13 protein-coding genes are annotated in these 17,368 nt (G+C 35.5%); 2 read left to right on the forward strand and 11 right to left on the reverse strand.

The annotated features are described in order from the left end of the window. Nucleotides 1-3: 3 nt before the first annotated feature. From LUA86_RS06670 to LUA86_RS06690, 5 genes are all read right to left on the reverse strand, one after another. Complete coding sequence (locus LUA86_RS06670; RefSeq protein WP_231459834.1) at nucleotides 4-609, reverse strand: PliI family lysozyme inhibitor of I-type lysozyme; 606 nt, start codon at nucleotides 607-609, stop codon at nucleotides 4-6. Nucleotides 610-672: 63 nt separating this feature from the next. Then, nucleotides 673-2,583 carry a beta-N-acetylhexosaminidase gene (locus LUA86_RS06675; RefSeq protein ID WP_231459835.1) on the reverse strand — a complete coding sequence of 637 codons (1,911 nt, stop codon included), beginning with the start codon at nucleotides 2,581-2,583 and terminating at the stop codon, nucleotides 673-675. Between the two features lie 343 nt (nucleotides 2,584-2,926). Continuing rightward, nucleotides 2,927-3,883, reverse strand: coding sequence for a thioredoxin-disulfide reductase (gene trxB / locus LUA86_RS06680; protein WP_231459836.1), 957 nt, complete (start codon nucleotides 3,881-3,883; stop codon nucleotides 2,927-2,929). A gap of 127 nt (nucleotides 3,884-4,010) precedes the next feature. After that, the gene (locus LUA86_RS06685) at nucleotides 4,011-5,171 is read right to left on the reverse strand and encodes a dipeptidase (RefSeq protein WP_231459837.1); all 1,161 of its coding nucleotides are present in this window, start codon (nucleotides 5,169-5,171) and stop codon (nucleotides 4,011-4,013) included. A 52-nt stretch (nucleotides 5,172-5,223) separates the two neighbouring features. Further along, complete coding sequence (locus LUA86_RS06690; protein ID WP_231459838.1) at nucleotides 5,224-6,852, reverse strand: acyl-CoA carboxylase subunit beta; 1,629 nt, start codon at nucleotides 6,850-6,852, stop codon at nucleotides 5,224-5,226. Between the two features lie 287 nt (nucleotides 6,853-7,139). Here LUA86_RS06690 and LUA86_RS06695 point away from each other — a divergent pair, with 287 nt between their 5' ends. After that, nucleotides 7,140-7,583 (forward strand): DUF2721 domain-containing protein, encoded by a 444-nt coding sequence (locus LUA86_RS06695; protein ID WP_231459839.1) that lies wholly within the window; start codon nucleotides 7,140-7,142, stop codon nucleotides 7,581-7,583. 47 nt (nucleotides 7,584-7,630) lie between these two features. Here the strand turns inward: LUA86_RS06695 and LUA86_RS06700 are convergent, their stop codons facing one another. The 4 genes from LUA86_RS06700 to guaB all read right to left on the reverse strand — a co-directional run bounded on the left by LUA86_RS06700 (nucleotide 7,631) and on the right by guaB (nucleotide 13,922). Continuing rightward, nucleotides 7,631-8,095, reverse strand: coding sequence for a MaoC family dehydratase (locus tag LUA86_RS06700; RefSeq protein ID WP_231459840.1), 465 nt, complete (start codon nucleotides 8,093-8,095; stop codon nucleotides 7,631-7,633). A gap of 50 nt (nucleotides 8,096-8,145) precedes the next feature. Further along, the gene (locus LUA86_RS06705; RefSeq protein WP_231459841.1) at nucleotides 8,146-8,739 is read right to left on the reverse strand and encodes a TIGR00730 family Rossman fold protein; all 594 of its coding nucleotides are present in this window, start codon (nucleotides 8,737-8,739) and stop codon (nucleotides 8,146-8,148) included. A 182-nt stretch (nucleotides 8,740-8,921) separates the two neighbouring features. Beyond that, nucleotides 8,922-11,498, reverse strand: a complete 2,577-nt coding sequence (locus LUA86_RS06710; RefSeq protein WP_231459842.1) for a TonB-dependent receptor — start codon at nucleotides 11,496-11,498, stop codon at nucleotides 8,922-8,924. A gap of 954 nt (nucleotides 11,499-12,452) precedes the next feature. Then, a complete protein-coding gene (gene guaB, locus LUA86_RS06715; RefSeq protein WP_231459843.1) occupies nucleotides 12,453-13,922 on the reverse strand; it encodes an IMP dehydrogenase in 1,470 nt (489 codons plus the stop codon). A 183-nt stretch (nucleotides 13,923-14,105) separates the two neighbouring features. On the opposite strand from guaB, the gene LUA86_RS06720 reads away from it, so the two are divergent. Beyond that, the gene (locus LUA86_RS06720) at nucleotides 14,106-14,387 is read left to right on the forward strand and encodes a pyrimidine/purine nucleoside phosphorylase (RefSeq protein ID WP_231459844.1); all 282 of its coding nucleotides are present in this window, start codon (nucleotides 14,106-14,108) and stop codon (nucleotides 14,385-14,387) included. A 74-nt stretch (nucleotides 14,388-14,461) separates the two neighbouring features. Here the strand turns inward: LUA86_RS06720 and LUA86_RS06725 are convergent, their stop codons facing one another. Together LUA86_RS06725 and LUA86_RS06730 are read right to left on the reverse strand one after the other, a co-directional pair. After that, nucleotides 14,462-15,733: a pitrilysin family protein gene (locus LUA86_RS06725; RefSeq protein WP_231459845.1), complete on the reverse strand. Its 1,272-nt coding sequence runs from the start codon at nucleotides 15,731-15,733 to the stop codon at nucleotides 14,462-14,464. Continuing rightward, entirely contained in the window at nucleotides 15,726-16,970 is a 1,245-nt protein-coding gene (locus tag LUA86_RS06730; protein ID WP_231459846.1) for a pitrilysin family protein, read from the reverse strand. The genes LUA86_RS06725 and LUA86_RS06730 overlap by 8 nt, the downstream gene beginning before the upstream one ends. Nucleotides 16,971-17,368 lie beyond the last annotated feature (398 nt).

Genomic DNA, 17,368 nt, shown 5'->3' on the forward strand with positions numbered 1-17,368 from the left:
ATTTTAAGGTTTATTTTCCACAGTGGAGAAACTATTTCCCCTTAGTTTATATTGATAAGTTTTAGTAATTGTTTTGGTTTTATCTTGAGCATCTTCCGCCGGAAATGAACGGTACAATTCGCCACCTTTAACAAAAATTTTATCGTTGCCTTTATATCCTTTTTTCTGATTAGATGTTAATGATGGAAAATTAATTTTGTTAAAGCTTCCACCAGCGTATTCAAAAACATTTAAATCTAAAGCAGTTTTATTTTTTAAAATTTGAACATAAATTTCAGGGTTACCATCATTATCTAAATCCATATTCCAGGCGTCGTTTACAATGCCATTGCGTTCTACAGATAATGAACGATAATCTTTTTTAAGAGAATCAGACATTAAAATCTGATAACCTCCGATAGAATCTTTGCCTTTTCCCCAACTAAAAACTTCAAAATTAAGTCCGGGTTTAACTTCTATATCTGTGTAAAAAGGAAATGGATTTTTTCTTACAACTGGCGTTTCAACTGCAACTTCCTTTGTTTTTTCAGGTTCTGTAGTGCATGCAAAGCAAAACAGCATCCCTGCTAAAAGCAAAAGATGCTGTTTTGTTAAAGTTCTTATTTTCATTTCTTTTGGGACTTTGGTTCTAAAAACCAAATTAAGAAAATAAGATTTTCAAAGCAAGATAATTTATTTCTTTGCTTCTGCTTTTACAACAGGTGCACCATTATCTAAAATTGTTTCTGTTGTAACGCTTCTTTTGCCACTTGGGGCAATAACAATAGTTTTTAAAGTTCTTTTTTCACCTTGTGGAACTTTTACCGAAATGGGTTTTGTGTATAAAAATGCACTTTCCGAAGGACGAGATTCATCTAATGAATAATAAATTTTACCCCCTTTAATCGGTACTTTTAAATCAATGGTAAAATCGCCTCCGCTTAATGGTTTTTCGCTCTGACCAATTGGCGTTGGCACCCATAAATTCCAACCTTTTTTATCCAATTGAGCTAAATGTGTTGGCAAACGTTCTTCAGTGAAATTTTTTAAGTCTTTACGCTCAACTGGCGACCATGCAATTTCAGATAAAGCCAACAAACGTGGAAAGGCATGATTTTCGGCTTTTTCTGGAGTTTTAATATATTCAGACCACATATTTGCCTGAACCCCTTTGATATATTTTCTTTGCTCGGCTGTTAACACTTTTGGAATAGGATCATAAGCATATATTTTTTGGTACGGTGCATAACCACCAATAGTTACAGGTTCATCTGGCGAATTTGATTGTTTATGGTCGATGTATAAACCCATCGAACCCGGCGTCATAATCACTTCGTGATTTTGTTGAGCAGCGGCAATACCTCCATCTTCACCTCTCCAACTCATAACCGTAGCGTTTGGTGCTAAACCTCCTTCTAAAATCTCATCCCAACCAATTATAGAGCGACCTTTGCTATTCACATGTTTTTCTATCGTTTGGATGAAATAACTTTGCAACTCGTGCTCATCTTTTAAACCTTTTTGTTTCATTAAAGCCTGGCAAAAAGGTGATTCTTTCCAATAGGTTTTAGGCGCTTCATCGCCACCAATATGAATGTATTTTGAAGGAAAAATAGCAATAACTTCATCTAAAACATTATTTAAAAAGGTAAATGTATTTTCAGATGGAACAAAAATATCATCGAAAACACCCCAGGTTTGTTGTACCTGTTTACCTTTTCTGCTTCCAGACCAAGGAGTTTTATCGTTTATAAAAGTATCTCTATCAGGAAAACAGCTCAATTCTGGGTAAGCTGCAATTGCTGCAGATGCATGCCCGGGTAATTCTATTTCTGGTACAACGGTGATAAATCTTTCTGATGCGTAGCGAACAATTTCTTTAGCTTCATCTTGAGTGTAGAAACCTTTAACTTCTGTTAAATAATTGCCATTGCCTGGATAATGACCGATAATTGTTCCGTTCCTTGACGACGCAACAGCAGTAAGTTTTGGATATTTTTTAATCTCTAATCTCCAACCCTGGTCGTCAGTTAAATGCCAGTGAAAGGTGTTGATTTTATAATAAGCTAATTGGTCGATGTATTTTTTAATGAAAGATATTGGGAAATAATGGCGACTTACATCAAGCATGGTTCCACGGTAGCTAAAGCGAGGGTAATCGTTAATGGTTACCGCAGGAATACTAATTGCAGCTGTGCCTTTAGCGGGCATCATTTGCATAAAAGATTGTACAGCATAAAATAATCCCGCTCCTTTACCTACCAACTTAATTTGATTGGGTGTTACGATAATATTGTAACCTTCTGCAGAAAGTTTATCTGCACCTACAGAAGTTAAGACTATTGATTTTTGACTTGGCTGAGCAACCTTTGCCTCTCTTAAAGCAAAACCAGCATTACTAACAATAAATGCATTAAGCAAATCGGCAGATTTAGCGCCATCAATACTTTGATTAACTAAAATAGCTGTTTTATCTAAAGTAAAACTTCCACTACTTTTTGTAATAGAAACCGGAACTGGAATAATACCCAAATTTGGATCTGACTGAGCCAAAACTGATGTACTGATTAACAGGCCAATGAAAGTTGAAAATACTTTGTTCATAATAGAGATTAGGTTTTTTGTTAGGTTTTACCAAGATATAGATTAAACAAAGATTATAAATAACACATTTTTGTTACATTAAAAATCAAACGTTTGTTTTGCTATACTATTGATGCTAAAATAATGAATGGACTAAATTAATCCAAAACCTCCTGTTTGTGGTTAAATAAACCGGATTGAAGTGATATCCTTTTTGATGCAGCATTGTTAATTTCTGCCGGTACAATAACAAAAAGATTTAACGCAAAGCCGGACTGAAATAAGCTATGAAAAAGAAAATTGCTTTACAAAAAAGAGAAACCTTTGCTGATTTCTCCTTTTAAAAATATTTTATTAAAAAACTTTATGCTTCTACAGGATGCTCTTTAGCAGCAAGATACCTTTCGGCATCTAAAGCGGCCATACAACCAGAACCCGCAGCCGTAACCGCCTGGCGATAATACATATCTTGTACATCCCCACAAGCAAAAACGCCTTCGATATTGGTTAAAGTTGAACCAGGTTTAGTAGATAAATAACCGGTTTCGTCCATATCCAACTGACCTTTAAAAATATCAGTATTGGGTTTGTGACCAATAGCCACAAAAAAACCCTCGACCGGAATTTCGGAAGTGATATTTGTTTGATTATCAATAACTTTTGCAGCGGTAACATTCTTTCCGTTACCTAAAATCTCTTGTGTTTCGGTATTATAATGAACTATAATGTTTGGTGTAGCTAAAACACGGCTAACCATAGCTTTTGATGCTCTGAATTCGTCTCTACGAACCAATAAATGAACGGTTTTACAAAGTTTAGCTAAGTACGTTGCTTCTTCTGCAGCGGTATCTCCAGCACCAACAATTGCAACATCCTGGCCTTTGAAGAAGAAACCATCGCAAACAGCACATGCTGAAACCCCAAATCCGTTATATTGTTGCTCGCTTGGTAAACCCAACCATTTTGCGGTTGCACCAGTTGCAATAATTACGGTATCAGCTGTAATGGTTTTAATTTCATCAACTACAATTTTATGTGGGGTTGATGAAAAATCAACCAAACTAACGTAACCAAAACGGATATCTGTACCGAAACGTTCTGCTTGTTTACGGAAATCTTCCATCATTTCTGGTCCCATTATACCTTGCGGATAGCCTGGGAAATTTTCAACATCAGTTGTTTGTGTTAACTGACCACCAGCTTGCATTCCGGTGTACATAACAGGTTTTAAATCTGCTCTGGCTGCGTAAATTGCCGCAGTATATCCTGCCGGACCAGAACCAATAATTAAACACTGAACGTGTTCGTTTTCTTGTGACATTATATCGTGTGTTTGAAGTTCAATAATCGAAGCGCAAATTTAACGCTTTATATAATTGTTGGCAAGTGCGCATTGTCAACATAGTTTACTTATTAACAACTGAAAATTTTCTAAAGCATTATTTAAACTAACTCCCTTTATTCTCTCTAATCAATCTAATTACGTTTTCACCTAGAATTTTCTTTATATCAGCCTCAGAATAACCATTTTGCAATAATGCTTTGGTAATTTTAGGATAATCAGCCACGCTATTCATTCCTAGCGGAAAGGATTCTGCACCGTCGAAATCTGCCCCTAAACCAACATGGTTAATTCCAATGAGTTTTACTATATGGTTAATATGCTTTACCAATAACGAAATTGGCGGACGAATTTCATCAGCTTCTTTTTTGTGTTTTGCAATTAAAGTATCGATAGCAATACTTCGCCCAAATTTTGATGATAAAGTTTTAAGTTCTGCATCATACTTTGTTAAAAAAGCCTTTTGTTTACTTTTATAAGTTGAATCTAAAAATCCGCTGTAAAAATTTAAGCTAATAACACCGCCGTTTTTACCAATTGCTTTTATTTGATTATCTGTTAGATTTCTTGGCACAGGATTTAATGCGTAAACACAACTATGCGATGCAATGACAGGCTTTTTGGTGACGGCTAATGCATCAAAAAAAGTTTTTTCACCTACGTGAGATAAATCGACCAAAACACCAAGTTTGTTCAGTCGCATTACCACTTGTTTTCCAAAATCATTCAATCCGGCATTTTCAGGCTTTACTTTCCCCGATTTTTCTTCGGCTGCAGAGCTAGACCATGATGTACTATTGTTCCAGGTTAGTGTAAGGTAAGCCATGCCGCGTTTTGCTAAACTATCTACATAATCTAAACGGTTATTTATCATGTGTCCGCCTTCTACACCAATCATTGCAGCTAACATTTTGTCGTGTACTGCCTTTTCCAAATCAGTAGCGGTTCTTACTAATTTTATCCTATCGGGATATCTTTTTATCAAGCTATAAAGGGAATCAATTTGGCGATTGGCGATGGCATAATCTCCGGTTTCATCGCACCAAACAGAAAAAAACTGAACATCTAAACCGCCTCTTTTAGCCCTCATTAAATCGAAATTACCGGTTGACTGGAGTTTGCCGATATCAGTTCCAGACATAATTTGATTGTACAAAATATCGCCATGCGTATCAATTACAATCGCCTCCTGATGAATCTTGTTTGCATTTTGGGCAAATACATAGTTTTCAGCAAGCAAAAAGAAAAAGAGTATAAAATACTTCATCAATTAATATTTAATTTAAACCAAATTTAGGCAAAAGAACTGGTGGAAATTTTTAGGTTTGAATTATACCTACATTGAACCTCTTTTTAATTGGAGATTGATTGGCAGCTTCAATACCCATAGAAATGACCTTTCTGGTTTCTAAAGGATCAATAATTCCATCAACCCAGAGTCTGGAGGCAGCATAATATGGGGTGGTTTGACTTTCATATCTATCGGTAATCTCTTTCAATAATTCTGCTTCTTTCTCAGGTGTAATAACCTCGCCTTTGGCTTTTAATGATGCTTCCTGAATCTGCAATAGTGTTTTTGCAGCTTGTGCACCACCCATCACCGCAATTTTTGCGGTTGGCCATGCATAAATTAATCTTGGGTCGTAAGCTTTACCACACATGGCATAATTACCTGCACCATAAGAATTACCGATAACAATTGTAAACTTTGGCACTACAGAATTTGCAACAGCGTTGACCATTTTGGCACCATCTTTAATAATTCCGCCATGTTCAGAACGGCTTCCAACCATAAAACCGGTAACATCTTGTAGAAATACCAATGGAATTTTCTTCTGATTGCAGTTCATGATAAAACGGGAAGCTTTATCTGCGCTATCAGAATAAATAACGCCTCCGAATTGCAATTCACCTTTTTTAGATTTTACAACCTTTCTCTGGTTTGCAACAATTCCAACTGCCCAACCATCAATTCTTGCCAAGCCACATACAATACTTTGTCCATAGCCGTGTTTATACTCTTCAAATTCAGAATCATCTACCAATCGGTTAATAATATCCATTATTTCGTATTGCTTATCTCTGGTTTCAGGAATAATACCAAATAACTCTTCTTCCTTATCCTTAGGTTTTGATGGTTTAACTCTATCGAAACCGGCATTTTCAGGAGCACCTAATTTGCTCATAATATTTCGGATGCTATCCAAACAAGCCTCATCATTTGGATGCTTATAATCGGTAACTCCAGAAATTTCACAATGCGTTGTCGCCCCGCCCAAAGTTTCGTTATCAACTTCCTCTCCTATTGCAGATTTAACAAGATAAGAACCTGCTAAAAATACAGAGCCGGTCTTATCAACAATCATCGCCTCATCGCTCATAATTGGTAAATAAGCGCCACCTGCAACACAGGCGCCCATAATTGCAGAAATTTGCACAATTCCTTCAGAAGACATGATTGCATTGTTGCGAAACATTCTTCCAAAATGCTCCTTATCTGGAAAAATCTCATCTTGCATAGGCAGATAAACACCTGCGCTATCCACTAAATAAATTACCGGCAAACGGTTTTCCATAGCAATTTCCTGTGCCCTAAGGTTCTTTTTTGCAGTCATCGGAAACCAGGCTCCGGCCTTTACTGTTGCATCATTTGCTACAATCATACACTGCCTTCCACTAACGTAACCGATACCGCAAACCACTCCCGCAGATGGACAACCACCTTGTTCAGCATACATTCCATCGGCTGTAAAAGCACCAACTTCTAAAAAATCAGAGCCTTTATCAATTAAATAATTTATACGTTCTCTTGCTAAAAGTTTGCCTTTTTCCTTTTGCTTGGCAGCATTTTTTTCTCCACCACCCTGATAGATTTTTTTAAGCTTAACCTTTAATTCGTAAACTAATTGCTTGTTTACATCTTCATTCTTATTGAATTCGATATTCATGGCAGCAATTTAAATTTATTTTTACAAAAAGCATTGCGACTGATTTGGTTTCTGGTCTACAATGAATTTTAATCGAATGTTAAGAAAATGGATGGCACAAAGGTTTGAAGGTATAACTCAGAAACAGTTATTATCACTTTGTGATATACTGCGAGCAAACTGTTTAATTGCGAAATTTAAAAAAGCATACCAACTTGCTTTGCGTTCCTTTCGAAGAACTTAGTGTCGTTTGAGGTTAAATCAACAGAATATCCTTTTAAAATAATATTTTTGAATAAATCTAGAGAATGGAATTAACCATAAATATCCCTGCATTATTATTTCCGGCAATAAGCTTAATTATGCTGGCCTACACAAATCGATTTTTAGCCTTAGCCAGTTTGGTGAGAAGTTTAAAATCCAAATATGAATCTGAGAATAAAAATATCGCCTTGCATAAGCAAATTGCAAACCTTCGCTATAGATTAAAATTGATAAAAAACATGCAGGCATTTGGCGTTTTAAGTTTTGCGAGTTGCCTGTTTTGTATGTTCTTTATTTACCTTCAATCAAACACAATTGCAGAAATTTTATTTGCGCTAAGTTTAATTTTCTTCATGATTTCTCTGATTATTTCTCTTGTAGAAATTCAGATTAGCACAAAAGCTTTAGAACTTGAGTTAAGCGGATTGGAAGAGCTGGAAGATGAATCGCTCAGCGGATTTATTAAAAAGAAATTTAATAAAGATTAAAAACTGCAAGGATAAAATTTAGTATTCCTTGCAGTAAAAAGAAAATATTATTCTGTTATAAAATGATATAAGAATACAACTTCTCCGGTAAACGCAGGCTTCTTTTGGCCTTCAATTTCCATTTCTATACCCATGTGCACTTTTGTAACACCACGCAAATTTACAATTGATGCTAGTTTAGCTTTAAGTCTGATTTGGCTATCTACAATTACGGGTTGGGCAAAGCGCAAACTTTCTATACCATAATTTATCTCCATTTTTAAATTACGGATTTCAACAATTTCTTTCCACAAATAAGGAATTAAGGCAAGCGTTAAATAACCATGAGCAATGGTTGCTTTAAACGGGCCTTCGTTTTTTGCTCTTTCTTCGTCCGTATGTATCCACTGGTGATCCAAAGTAGCATCGGCAAATTTGTTTATTTGTTCTTGTGTAATTCTATGCCATGAAGACACACCTAATTCTTTACCTAAATGTTGCTCAAATTCTGCGTGAGAAGAAATAATTTGCATTGTTTTATTTTGTTTTATAGCCTTTGATAAACAAAAGCGGTTAATGTTTTTTATATAAGATTTCGTTCTTTAAACCACACTTCATCCGGCGTAGCCGAGAAATTATCCATTTTATCGATTAAAGTTTTAGCACTTTGCTCATTAAATACTAAATCGCGGTTTGCAGGCTTTAAAAAACGATGCTGAACCATAACTTCCATTTGCGCAAATAACGGATCGTAAAATCCATTAACATTTAAAACTCCAATAGGTTTATTATGCAAACCGAGTTGTAACCAGGTTAACACTTCAAAAAATTCTTCAAGTGTACCAAAGCCTCCGGGCAAAATAACAAAACCATCACTTAAATCGGCCATTTTTTGTTTACGCTGATGCATGTTTTCTGTCAGAATCATTTCCGTAAGGCCTTTATGCCCAACTTCTTTATCCATTAAAAACTGAGGAATAACACCGGTTACTTCACCACCTAATTCAAGAACATCATTGGCTAAAACACCCATCACACCAACACTTCCACCACCGTAAACTAATTTTATTTTCTGTTGAACCAAACTTTGCGCAAGTTCTTTAATTGCCGCTCTTAAACTTTCATCACCATTAAAATTTGAACCACAATACACACAAAGTGCTTTTATTTTATTCATCTGTAAAAATTTATCGAAGTTAAGATTTTCTATCTGCCTAATAAATTTTAATTCTGCACAAAACTGTTACAGTTATAATTTCAGCTGTTTTAAGGCCTAATACAGTAGCTTATTTCAAAATAAAGGCATCGATAAAATCGATGCATACTTAACCAAATATATAAAGAGAAAAGAATATTTATTTAAAAATTAAAGCGCAAAGTTGCTCCGTAAGTTCTTGGGTCGCCGAGTACACCAGCGTATAAGCCAGAATTACCCGCAGCCGCTTGCAATTGCTCATAATAATTTTTGTTCCCGATGTTTCTACTCCAAACAAAGAATGAGAATTTATCAGACCTGAATCCTAAACGAGCATTAAACAAAGAATATCCGGCAACATTTAGCACACTTGAAGGCGTTGCATTTGATGAATAATCCGAACGATAACTCACATCGCCTGCAACGAAATATCTTCCTGATTGAGTTGTTAAATTCCCAGCTGTACTTAATTCTGCCCCGCCAGATACATTCCATTTAGAAATACCTGGTAATCGGCCGCCTGATGCATCTTTAAACGCTACTTGTGTTGATACACCATTTATAATTTCTGTATGTCCGGTTTCTTCTAAAGGTAGCGGTGCATTTGTAAACGTTACATATTTGCCATCTAAATAAGATAATGCTGCATTTAAAGATAAAAATCTTTCTAACTGATAAGTTCCATCAATTTCTAAACCTTTAACATTTACTTTCTCAGCGTTAGCTAAATAACCCCTGTTAACCCCTAATTGTGGCGATTGTACATTGGTTTGATAATCTTTAATATCGGTATTAAAAGCCGTAATATTTAGTATAGCACCTTTAAATGGTTTTGTTTTCACACCCAATTCATAATGCTCTACATATTCGGGCTTTACAACCGCTAAACTCAAATCTGCCTGGCCATTTGCTGTAGTTGGTAAACCACCAACATTAACACCAACGGGTTTATAGGCGGTAGAGAAAGTTCCATAAACATTTAATTTGGTTGTTGGTCTGTATGAAACTGTAAGGTTGCCAGATAAATTATTATTTGATGTATTGGTATTGAATTGCTGATTACTGTAAACGGCAGCTTTTAGCGCTAATAAAGCCGCATCTGTAGTTTGTAAACCGCCATAGGTATTTCTATCATAATTTACATCTTTCTTATCATAAGTAAATCTTAACCCGGGCAACACGTGTAAATGTTCTAAAACTTCCCAATCTACCTGACCAAAAACAGCAGCACTTAAAGATTTTATAGTTGAGTTTGTTTTAATACCAAAGCCATCTAATAAACCTGGTGTAGCGTACAAAGCCTGCGCACCGGTATTAGCAGTCTGCACAAATCTCCATTGGTCTTTCCCAGTTTCTTCAGTTTGATTTAAACCTTGCAAATTTTGCCCTAGTGCAAAAACCCCAATTACACCACTTAACTTATCGGTAATGTTTCCTGCATATCTAATTTCTTGCGAATACTGATCGTGACGAGAATTTCCCTGAGATTTTGTAAGCGCTGCAACTTCCGAGAAATCCCTATCATTTGTTGGGTCCCAGTTCCAAAATCTCCAGGCTGTTGTAGATGTTAACGTACCACTACCAATCTTATAATCAACATTTACAGATAAACCACCAATCGATTGATTATGTCGCCATGGCGTATTTGTATTTATCTCTCTTGAAAATGGATCAATTTTAGGTTGTTGATAACCTAAATCAGAGATGATTCTGGCATACTGACGATAAGCACTCCTTTCTGTTTGCGCTACACCGGCAATAACCAATGGATAACCTGCCGGGTTTTGAACGCTTACATCTCCACTTAATAAAATCTGCAATCTATCTGATGGCGTAAAATATAACTGTCCTTTAAACCCAAGGTTGTTTTGACCGCTATACTTGCGCTCTTCTCTGGTATTCCATATTGTACCATCGCGTTGCGTACCGGAAATAGATAATTTTGCAGAAAGATTTTTAGTTAAGCCACCAGTAATAGATGCTTTGGCTTGCATAAAATTATAATTACCAACACTAATTTCAGCTTTTGCAGATGGTGTTTGACTTGGTTTTGTAGTGGTAATATTAAAGGCGCCGGCTGTTGTGTTTTTACCAAATAAAGTTCCTTGCGGACCACGAATAACTTCAATTCTTTCGATATCAAGAAAATCTGTTGAGGTTGCCGCCGGACGGGCATGATAGACACCATCTACATAAAAACCCACTCCCGGGTCAATTCCATCATTTGTTAAACCAAATGTAGAACCCAAACCGCGAATGTTTAAGGTTGTATTACGAGCGTTTGACGCATATAATTGAACGGATGGAACAAGTTCTTTTAATCGGTTAACGTTAAATGCGCCTGCATTTTCTGCTGCTTGTCCGCCAATAACGGTAATTGGAATCGGCACATCTTGCAAAACCTCAGAGCGTCTTCTTGAAGTAACCACAATTTCGTCCAGCTGTGTATCCTCAACCAAAATAAGTTCAACCGTATCCTGAACTTTTAAAATTTGAAAATCCTGAGGTTTATAACCTACTGAACTAACTTGGATGTAGAAAGGAGGGGCTTGCTTTGCATCAATCGTAAAAATCCCAAATTCGTTTGCTTTTGATGTTAGGTTTGTACCGCGTACTTTAGTTGTTGCGTTTGGGATAATTGAGCCGTTTGCTGCTTTTATTTTTCCTGAAATGGGATTTTGAGCGAAAGTATAACTTGAATAAAATAGTATTGAAAAGAATATAAAAATGCTTTTTTTCATGATTAGTTTATGGTGTTTGGATTAGATATTTTAAGGATTGAGCGCCGTTCGGAAAGTTTTTACATTATTGTTTTTACAGCAACAACAGCTTGATTGTGAGTAATTTTTAAAAGCCTTCATAAATTATTATATAAAATCTATAGATTTAGTAGGCAAATATATTAAAAAAATACTTTTACCAAATTTTATTTTGTAATAATTATTATAAATTATTGTCTGCGACATTTAATTTGCTGCAGAAACTGACGATAATCAGTAATTAATCGTTTTTGCCACGGAGACATGGATTGACACCGAAATATTTTGTCTTTGCCACAGATTAACAGATTTATGATTTTTAGATATTAAACAGAAAATTAGTTTCCTTTTAAAGAAAATTTAGAAAAGCAATTTCACAAGCTATGTTTTACTTTAATCGTGCTTTTCGCTAAATCTTTTAAATTACTTCTGTCAAATTGTGGAATAAAATATCCATGCCTACCGCAGGCAGGTGTTTCATCGGAGTGATATTAATTTCGTAGCTGCTCCACGGTCTTCGTGCCTCAGAGTGACAGCGTGAACGAAGTTGCTGCGATTTTTAAAAGGCTATCGCTTCAATCCCGTTTAGATGGCATGGCAATTACAACTATTTGCAGTTGCAGGGCGTTTTAAAACAAGCCGCTCATTTTAAATCCGACAGCCGCGAGCATCCCGATATTTCATCGGGATAAAGTGAATGGCGGGACTGCACAAAACGATATTGCAGGGCGTTCATTTCCAAAAAAATAAAATTTATTCTTTAAATTAAAAAACGAGGCTATCGCTACCGATGCCTCGTTTTTTATTATTTATAATCTAATTTAAAAGATTTACTTACGCTGAGCATTTAGTGGCTCTCCACTGCGCTCGAAATGACGATAGTGTTGGAAAATTTAAAATCTTTTTCCTTTTTGAATTTCGTGTTCAGACTTCTTCCTATCTCGTATAATTTGGCGCTTCTTTAGTAATTGTGATATCATGAGGATGACTCTCTCGCATACCCGCAGCTGTAATTTGAACAAACTGTGCTTCTTGTAAAGCTTCGATATTTGCAGCTCCGCAGTAGCCCATACTTGCACGTAAACCGCCAATATATTGATACATTACTTCGGCCAAAGTTCCTTTAAATGGTACGCGACCAACAATTCCCTCCGGAACTAACTTTTTAATATCATCTTCAACATCCTGGAAATAACGGTCTTTAGAACCTTGTTCCATCGCTTCGATTGAACCCATACCGCGGTAAGATTTAAACTTACGACCTTCGTAAATGATGGTTTCACCTGGAGATTCTTCAACACCTGCAAATAACGAACCTGCCATTACTGTGCTCGCTCCAGAAGCAATTGCTTTAGCAATATCACCTGTGTGTTTAATTCCACCATCGGCAATAACCGGAACACCTGTACCTTTTAATGCTTTGGCACATTCGTAAACCGCATATAATTGTGGAACACCAACACCTGCAATAATTCTGGTGGTACAAATAGAACCCGGACCAATACCAACTTTAACAGCATCAGCTCCTGCATCAGCTAAAAATTTTGCTGCTGCACCGGTTGCAATATTCCCAACAATAACCTGTAAATCAGGGTATTTTGCTTTAACTTCTTTTAATTTATCAACTACACCTTTTGAATGTCCGTGAGCGGTATCAATTGTAATTACATCAACACCTGCGTTTACTAAAGCATCAACTCTTTGCAAGGTATCAGCCGTTACGCCAACAGCAGCACCAACACGTAAACGTCCACGCTCATCTTTACAAGCAGCCGGATAGTTTTTCACTTTAGAGATATCCTTAAAAGTAATTAAGCCACTTAAAAAGCCATCTTTACTAACTACAGGTAATTTTTCAATTTTATGATTTTGAAGAATTTCTTCAGCTTGAACAAGGTTTGTTCCTTCTGGTGCTGTGATTAAATTTTCTTTAGTCATTACCTCAGCGATTGGTCTTGCCATATTTTTTTGGAAACGCAAATCGCGGTTAGTAATAATTCCAACTAACTTATTATCGCTGCTAACCACCGGAATACCGCCTATTTTATGCTCTTTCATAATTTTGAAAGCATCTGCAACAACTGCAGTTTCCAATAAAGTTACCGGATCTTGAATCATTCCACTTTCAGAGCGCTTAACCTTACGTACCTCATTGGCCTGCCTTTCGATGGTCATGTTTTTATGCAACATACCAATTCCACCATTTTGAGCTATTGCGATGGCAAGTTCAGCTTCTGTTACTGTATCCATTGCAGCGGATATTAATGGAACGTTAAGCTTAATTTTTTTAGTTAAAAAAGTGGCAGTATTTACATCGCGAGGCAGAATTTCAGAATAAGCGGGTACTAAAAGTACGTCGTCGTAAGTTAAACCTGTAGCAATAAATTTTGAGGAATCGAGTTGCATAGAAAATAAATTAGGATTTATTATATGCGGGGCAAAGATACAAAAATTACAGCAAAATAAAAGTTACAAAGCAAAATTACTTAAATATTAGGCTTGGCTGACAAATGATTTTGTTGATGGAGATTCTTCTTTTTATAACAGATTAACTATTATAGCTTATTCAAAAAATTCGTTAAATAAATTATGATAACAGAAAATCAATATTTTGATGGCAATGTGAAATCTTTAGGCTTTCAAACTGCTGAAGGCAAGGCAACCGTAGGCATTATAAATCCAGGTGAATATGAATTTGGAACTTCTCAGAAAGAAATAATGAATGTAATTGAAGGTCAATTATCAGCTTTGCTGCCGAATGAAAATGACTGGAAAATATACAAAGCAGGATGTAGTTTTGAAGTTAAAGCAAACGCTTCGTTTAAGGTTAAAACCGACATCCAAACGGCTTATCTTTGTGTTTATAAATAAAATATGTCATATTGAGCTTGTCGAAAAGTTATGAAGCATTTCGACAAGCTCAATATGACAGAATTCAATTTTATCTACTTCTTCCCTACCACAACTTCGGTAAAGCTTTCGGTAGTTAAATATTTATTGGCCAGCGCTAATAATTCTGTGGCGGTAATGGCTTTAACTTTTGAAATGTAATTTTCGTAATAACTGTAAGTTAAGCCAGAGAAATGAATATTTTTAAATTTATCAGCATGAGAGAAAACATTTTCTAAGCTTCCTAATAAAGAACCAAGCATGTAATTTTTAACTAAACTTAATTCTTCTTCACCAATTTCCTCAGCCTTTAGCAAATCAATTTCTTTATAAATTTCTTTCAATGCATCGGCACAAACATCGGCGCCAACTTCTGTACCGATAAAGAAATAACCAGAATTATGAAGCGATACAATTCCTGAACCGATTCCGTAAGTGTAACCCTTATCTTCACGAATATTTGTCATTAATCGAGAGCCGAAATATCCGCCTAAAACAGTATTTAAAATTTGAACGCCGGCAAAATCTTCATGCTTTCTATTGATTGAAAGTTGCCCGATTCTGATGGCCGATTGCAAAGATTCCGCTTTCTCTTTATAAACGATCTTTCTCTCGGGCGTTTTAAAGCTAAAGCTGTTTTTAATTACATTTCCATCAGCCCAATGTTGTCCAAATTGGGAATTGAGTAAATCGAAACCCTCATCACTAAATTTACCAGCAACAACAATGGTACAATTATTTGGAGAATAAGCATTCTTAAAATACTCTACTAAATCATCTCTTTTTAATGCATCGTAATGTTTTAACTGGATATCAACACCGTAGGCGGTAGCTCCAAATAATGCATGCGAAAACTCTTTTCGAGAAAGCACATCATTTTTCTGAAGATTTACCTGTAATTTTTGCTTCTGATTTTGAATATATATATCTAATTCTTTTTGTGGAAACTGACTTTCAGACAAAACATCTTTTACAATTGGCAATACCGATTTAAGATGTTTATTTAAAGTATACAGTGTTACTACAGATTGGTCTTGATTATATTCAGTTTGGAAAAAAGCACCATAGAAGTCAATTTTTTCGGCAATTTCTTTAGCCGTAAGCTTGTTTGTACCGTTATTAAGCATTGCACTTACTGCAATTGCCTGCAATGGTTTTTCTGCATTCCAATTTACGTTATTGAATATAAATTCAATACGAACCAAATCCTGCTCGCCAGAAAAAACAGTAAATACAGGTACATTATTATTTAAAACACGCTTTACCGGTTGAATAAATTCAATTTTATTTACCTGTTTAAAATCAGGTGCTTGAGTACGATTAAGCATGTTCTTCTGTTAAGTAATATAATGTTGATGATGAGTTTTTGTTAAATGTACTGTTTGATATCCTTTGAATGTCTTCAGCTTGAACTTGTAAGTATTTTGACGCTTCCTGATTTAAAATATCTGCATCGCCTAATAGTTCGTAATAAGCCAAATTCATAGCTTTATCTAGCAAATTCATTTCAGAAAAAACCAAAACTGATTCTACCTTATTTTTAACTTTAATTAATTCTGTTTCACCAACTGGTTCGTTTTTTATTTTTTCAAGTTCTGCCCAAATAGCCGCTTCTGCCCTTTCTACAGAAACACCTTCAACCAGTTTTCCTTCAACAATAAACAAACCCGGATCTAAACTACTGGAAATATATGCGTTAATATCACTAAACAATTGTTGCTCCTTAAGTAAACTATTGTGTAAACGCGATGATTTACCACCTGAAAGAATATCTGAAAGCAAATCAAAAGCATAATAATCTTTATCTAACCTACCCGGCATTTTAAAGGCTACATAAACAGCATTTAAAGGTACCGAAGCCTTAACCGTTTCTGCCCTTGCTTCTGTTTGTTTATCTTCCTGAATTAAATCTCGTTCGTATCTATCTCCAGATGGAATGGGCTCAAACCATTTCTCGGCCATTTTTTTTACATCTGCTGTTTTAACATTACCGCCAACCACAAGAATTGCATTTGAAGGGTTGTAATGTTTTTTAAAGAAGGCTTTAACATCATCCATTTTTGCATTTTCGATATGCGAAAGCTCTTTACCAATTGTAGCCCAACGGTATGAATGTTTTTTGTACGCCAGCGGGCGAAGTTTTAACCAAACATCGCCATACGGCTGATTCAAATAACGTTGTTTAAATTCTTCGCTAACAACATTAATTTGAGTTTCCAAACTCTTCTCCGAAAAAGCCAAACTCAGCATTCTATCGCTTTCCAGCCAAAACGCAGTTTCAATATTTTCTGCAGGTAAAGTGATGTAATAGTTTGTGATGTCGTTACTTGTAAAAGCATTATTTTCGCCGCCAACTCTTTGTAAAGGCTCATCGTAACTCGGAATATTTACCGAACCGCCAAACATTAAATGTTCAAATAAATGGGCAAAACCGGTTTGTTCGGGGTTTTCGTCGCGAGCACCCACATCATATAAAATATTTAAAACCGCCATTGGAGTTGTTGGATCTTCGTGAACCAAAACTTTTAATCCATTGGCTAGTGTAAAGCGATTAAAATCTACCATAAGCAACAAAGATAATTGAATTGTTGAATTGCTAAATTGTTTAATTATCTAAATGAAAATGTAGTATCAAATTTTACACAGTATTAATCAAGTTAAAAGCAATCAGGCTTTTTTTGGTTTTGATTGTATTGAAAATTAATTAATTTTATTAGCAACATAATAAAAAAATATGCTTACGTACGGTATAATATCGCTAGTCTTAGTTTCAGTCAGTCTTTTTCTACTAAATTTTAAGAGGGAAAGTCTTTGGAGAAAGAACAATAATGAAACATTTAGTTTTGTAATTTCACTTATTTCTACCTTCACAGGATTATTCATTGCGCTCGCAGTAAATACTTTTCTTGATAACATCAATAAGAAAAACAATCTGGTCAAACTGCTCAACACAACCAATTTAG

The sequence above is a fragment of the Pedobacter sp. Leaf132 genome (assembly GCF_920984695.1).
In the GTDB taxonomy this organism is placed as follows: Bacteria; Bacteroidota; Bacteroidia; order Sphingobacteriales; family Sphingobacteriaceae; genus Pedobacter.

Excerpts from the sequence above, each read along its gene's own strand:
- LUA86_RS06695 (WP_231459839.1), top strand. The coding sequence starts at position 7,140 with ATGGAATTAACCATAAATATCCCTGCATTATTATTTCCGGCAATAAGC.
- LUA86_RS06690 (WP_231459838.1), bottom strand. The coding sequence starts at position 6,852 with ATGAATATCGAATTCAATAAGAATGAAGATGTAAACAAGCAATTAGTT.
- LUA86_RS06725 (WP_231459845.1), bottom strand. The coding sequence starts at position 15,733 with ATGCTTAATCGTACTCAAGCACCTGATTTTAAACAGGTAAATAAAATT.
- LUA86_RS06705 (WP_231459841.1), bottom strand. The coding sequence starts at position 8,739 with ATGAATAAAATAAAAGCACTTTGTGTGTATTGTGGTTCAAATTTTAAT.
- LUA86_RS06685 (WP_231459837.1), bottom strand. The coding sequence starts at position 5,171 with ATGAAGTATTTTATACTCTTTTTCTTTTTGCTTGCTGAAAACTATGTA.
- LUA86_RS06710 (WP_231459842.1), bottom strand. The coding sequence starts at position 11,498 with ATGAAAAAAAGCATTTTTATATTCTTTTCAATACTATTTTATTCAAGT.
- guaB (WP_231459843.1), bottom strand. The coding sequence starts at position 13,922 with ATGCAACTCGATTCCTCAAAATTTATTGCTACAGGTTTAACTTACGAC.
- trxB (WP_231459836.1), bottom strand. The coding sequence starts at position 3,883 with ATGTCACAAGAAAACGAACACGTTCAGTGTTTAATTATTGGTTCTGGT.
- LUA86_RS06730 (WP_231459846.1), bottom strand. The coding sequence starts at position 16,970 with ATGGTAGATTTTAATCGCTTTACACTAGCCAATGGATTAAAAGTTTTG.
- LUA86_RS06720 (WP_231459844.1), top strand. The coding sequence starts at position 14,106 with ATGATAACAGAAAATCAATATTTTGATGGCAATGTGAAATCTTTAGGC.
- LUA86_RS06675 (WP_231459835.1), bottom strand. The coding sequence starts at position 2,583 with ATGAACAAAGTATTTTCAACTTTCATTGGCCTGTTAATCAGTACATCA.
- LUA86_RS06670 (WP_231459834.1), bottom strand. The coding sequence starts at position 609 with ATGAAAATAAGAACTTTAACAAAACAGCATCTTTTGCTTTTAGCAGGG.
- LUA86_RS06700 (WP_231459840.1), bottom strand. The coding sequence starts at position 8,095 with ATGCAAATTATTTCTTCTCACGCAGAATTTGAGCAACATTTAGGTAAA.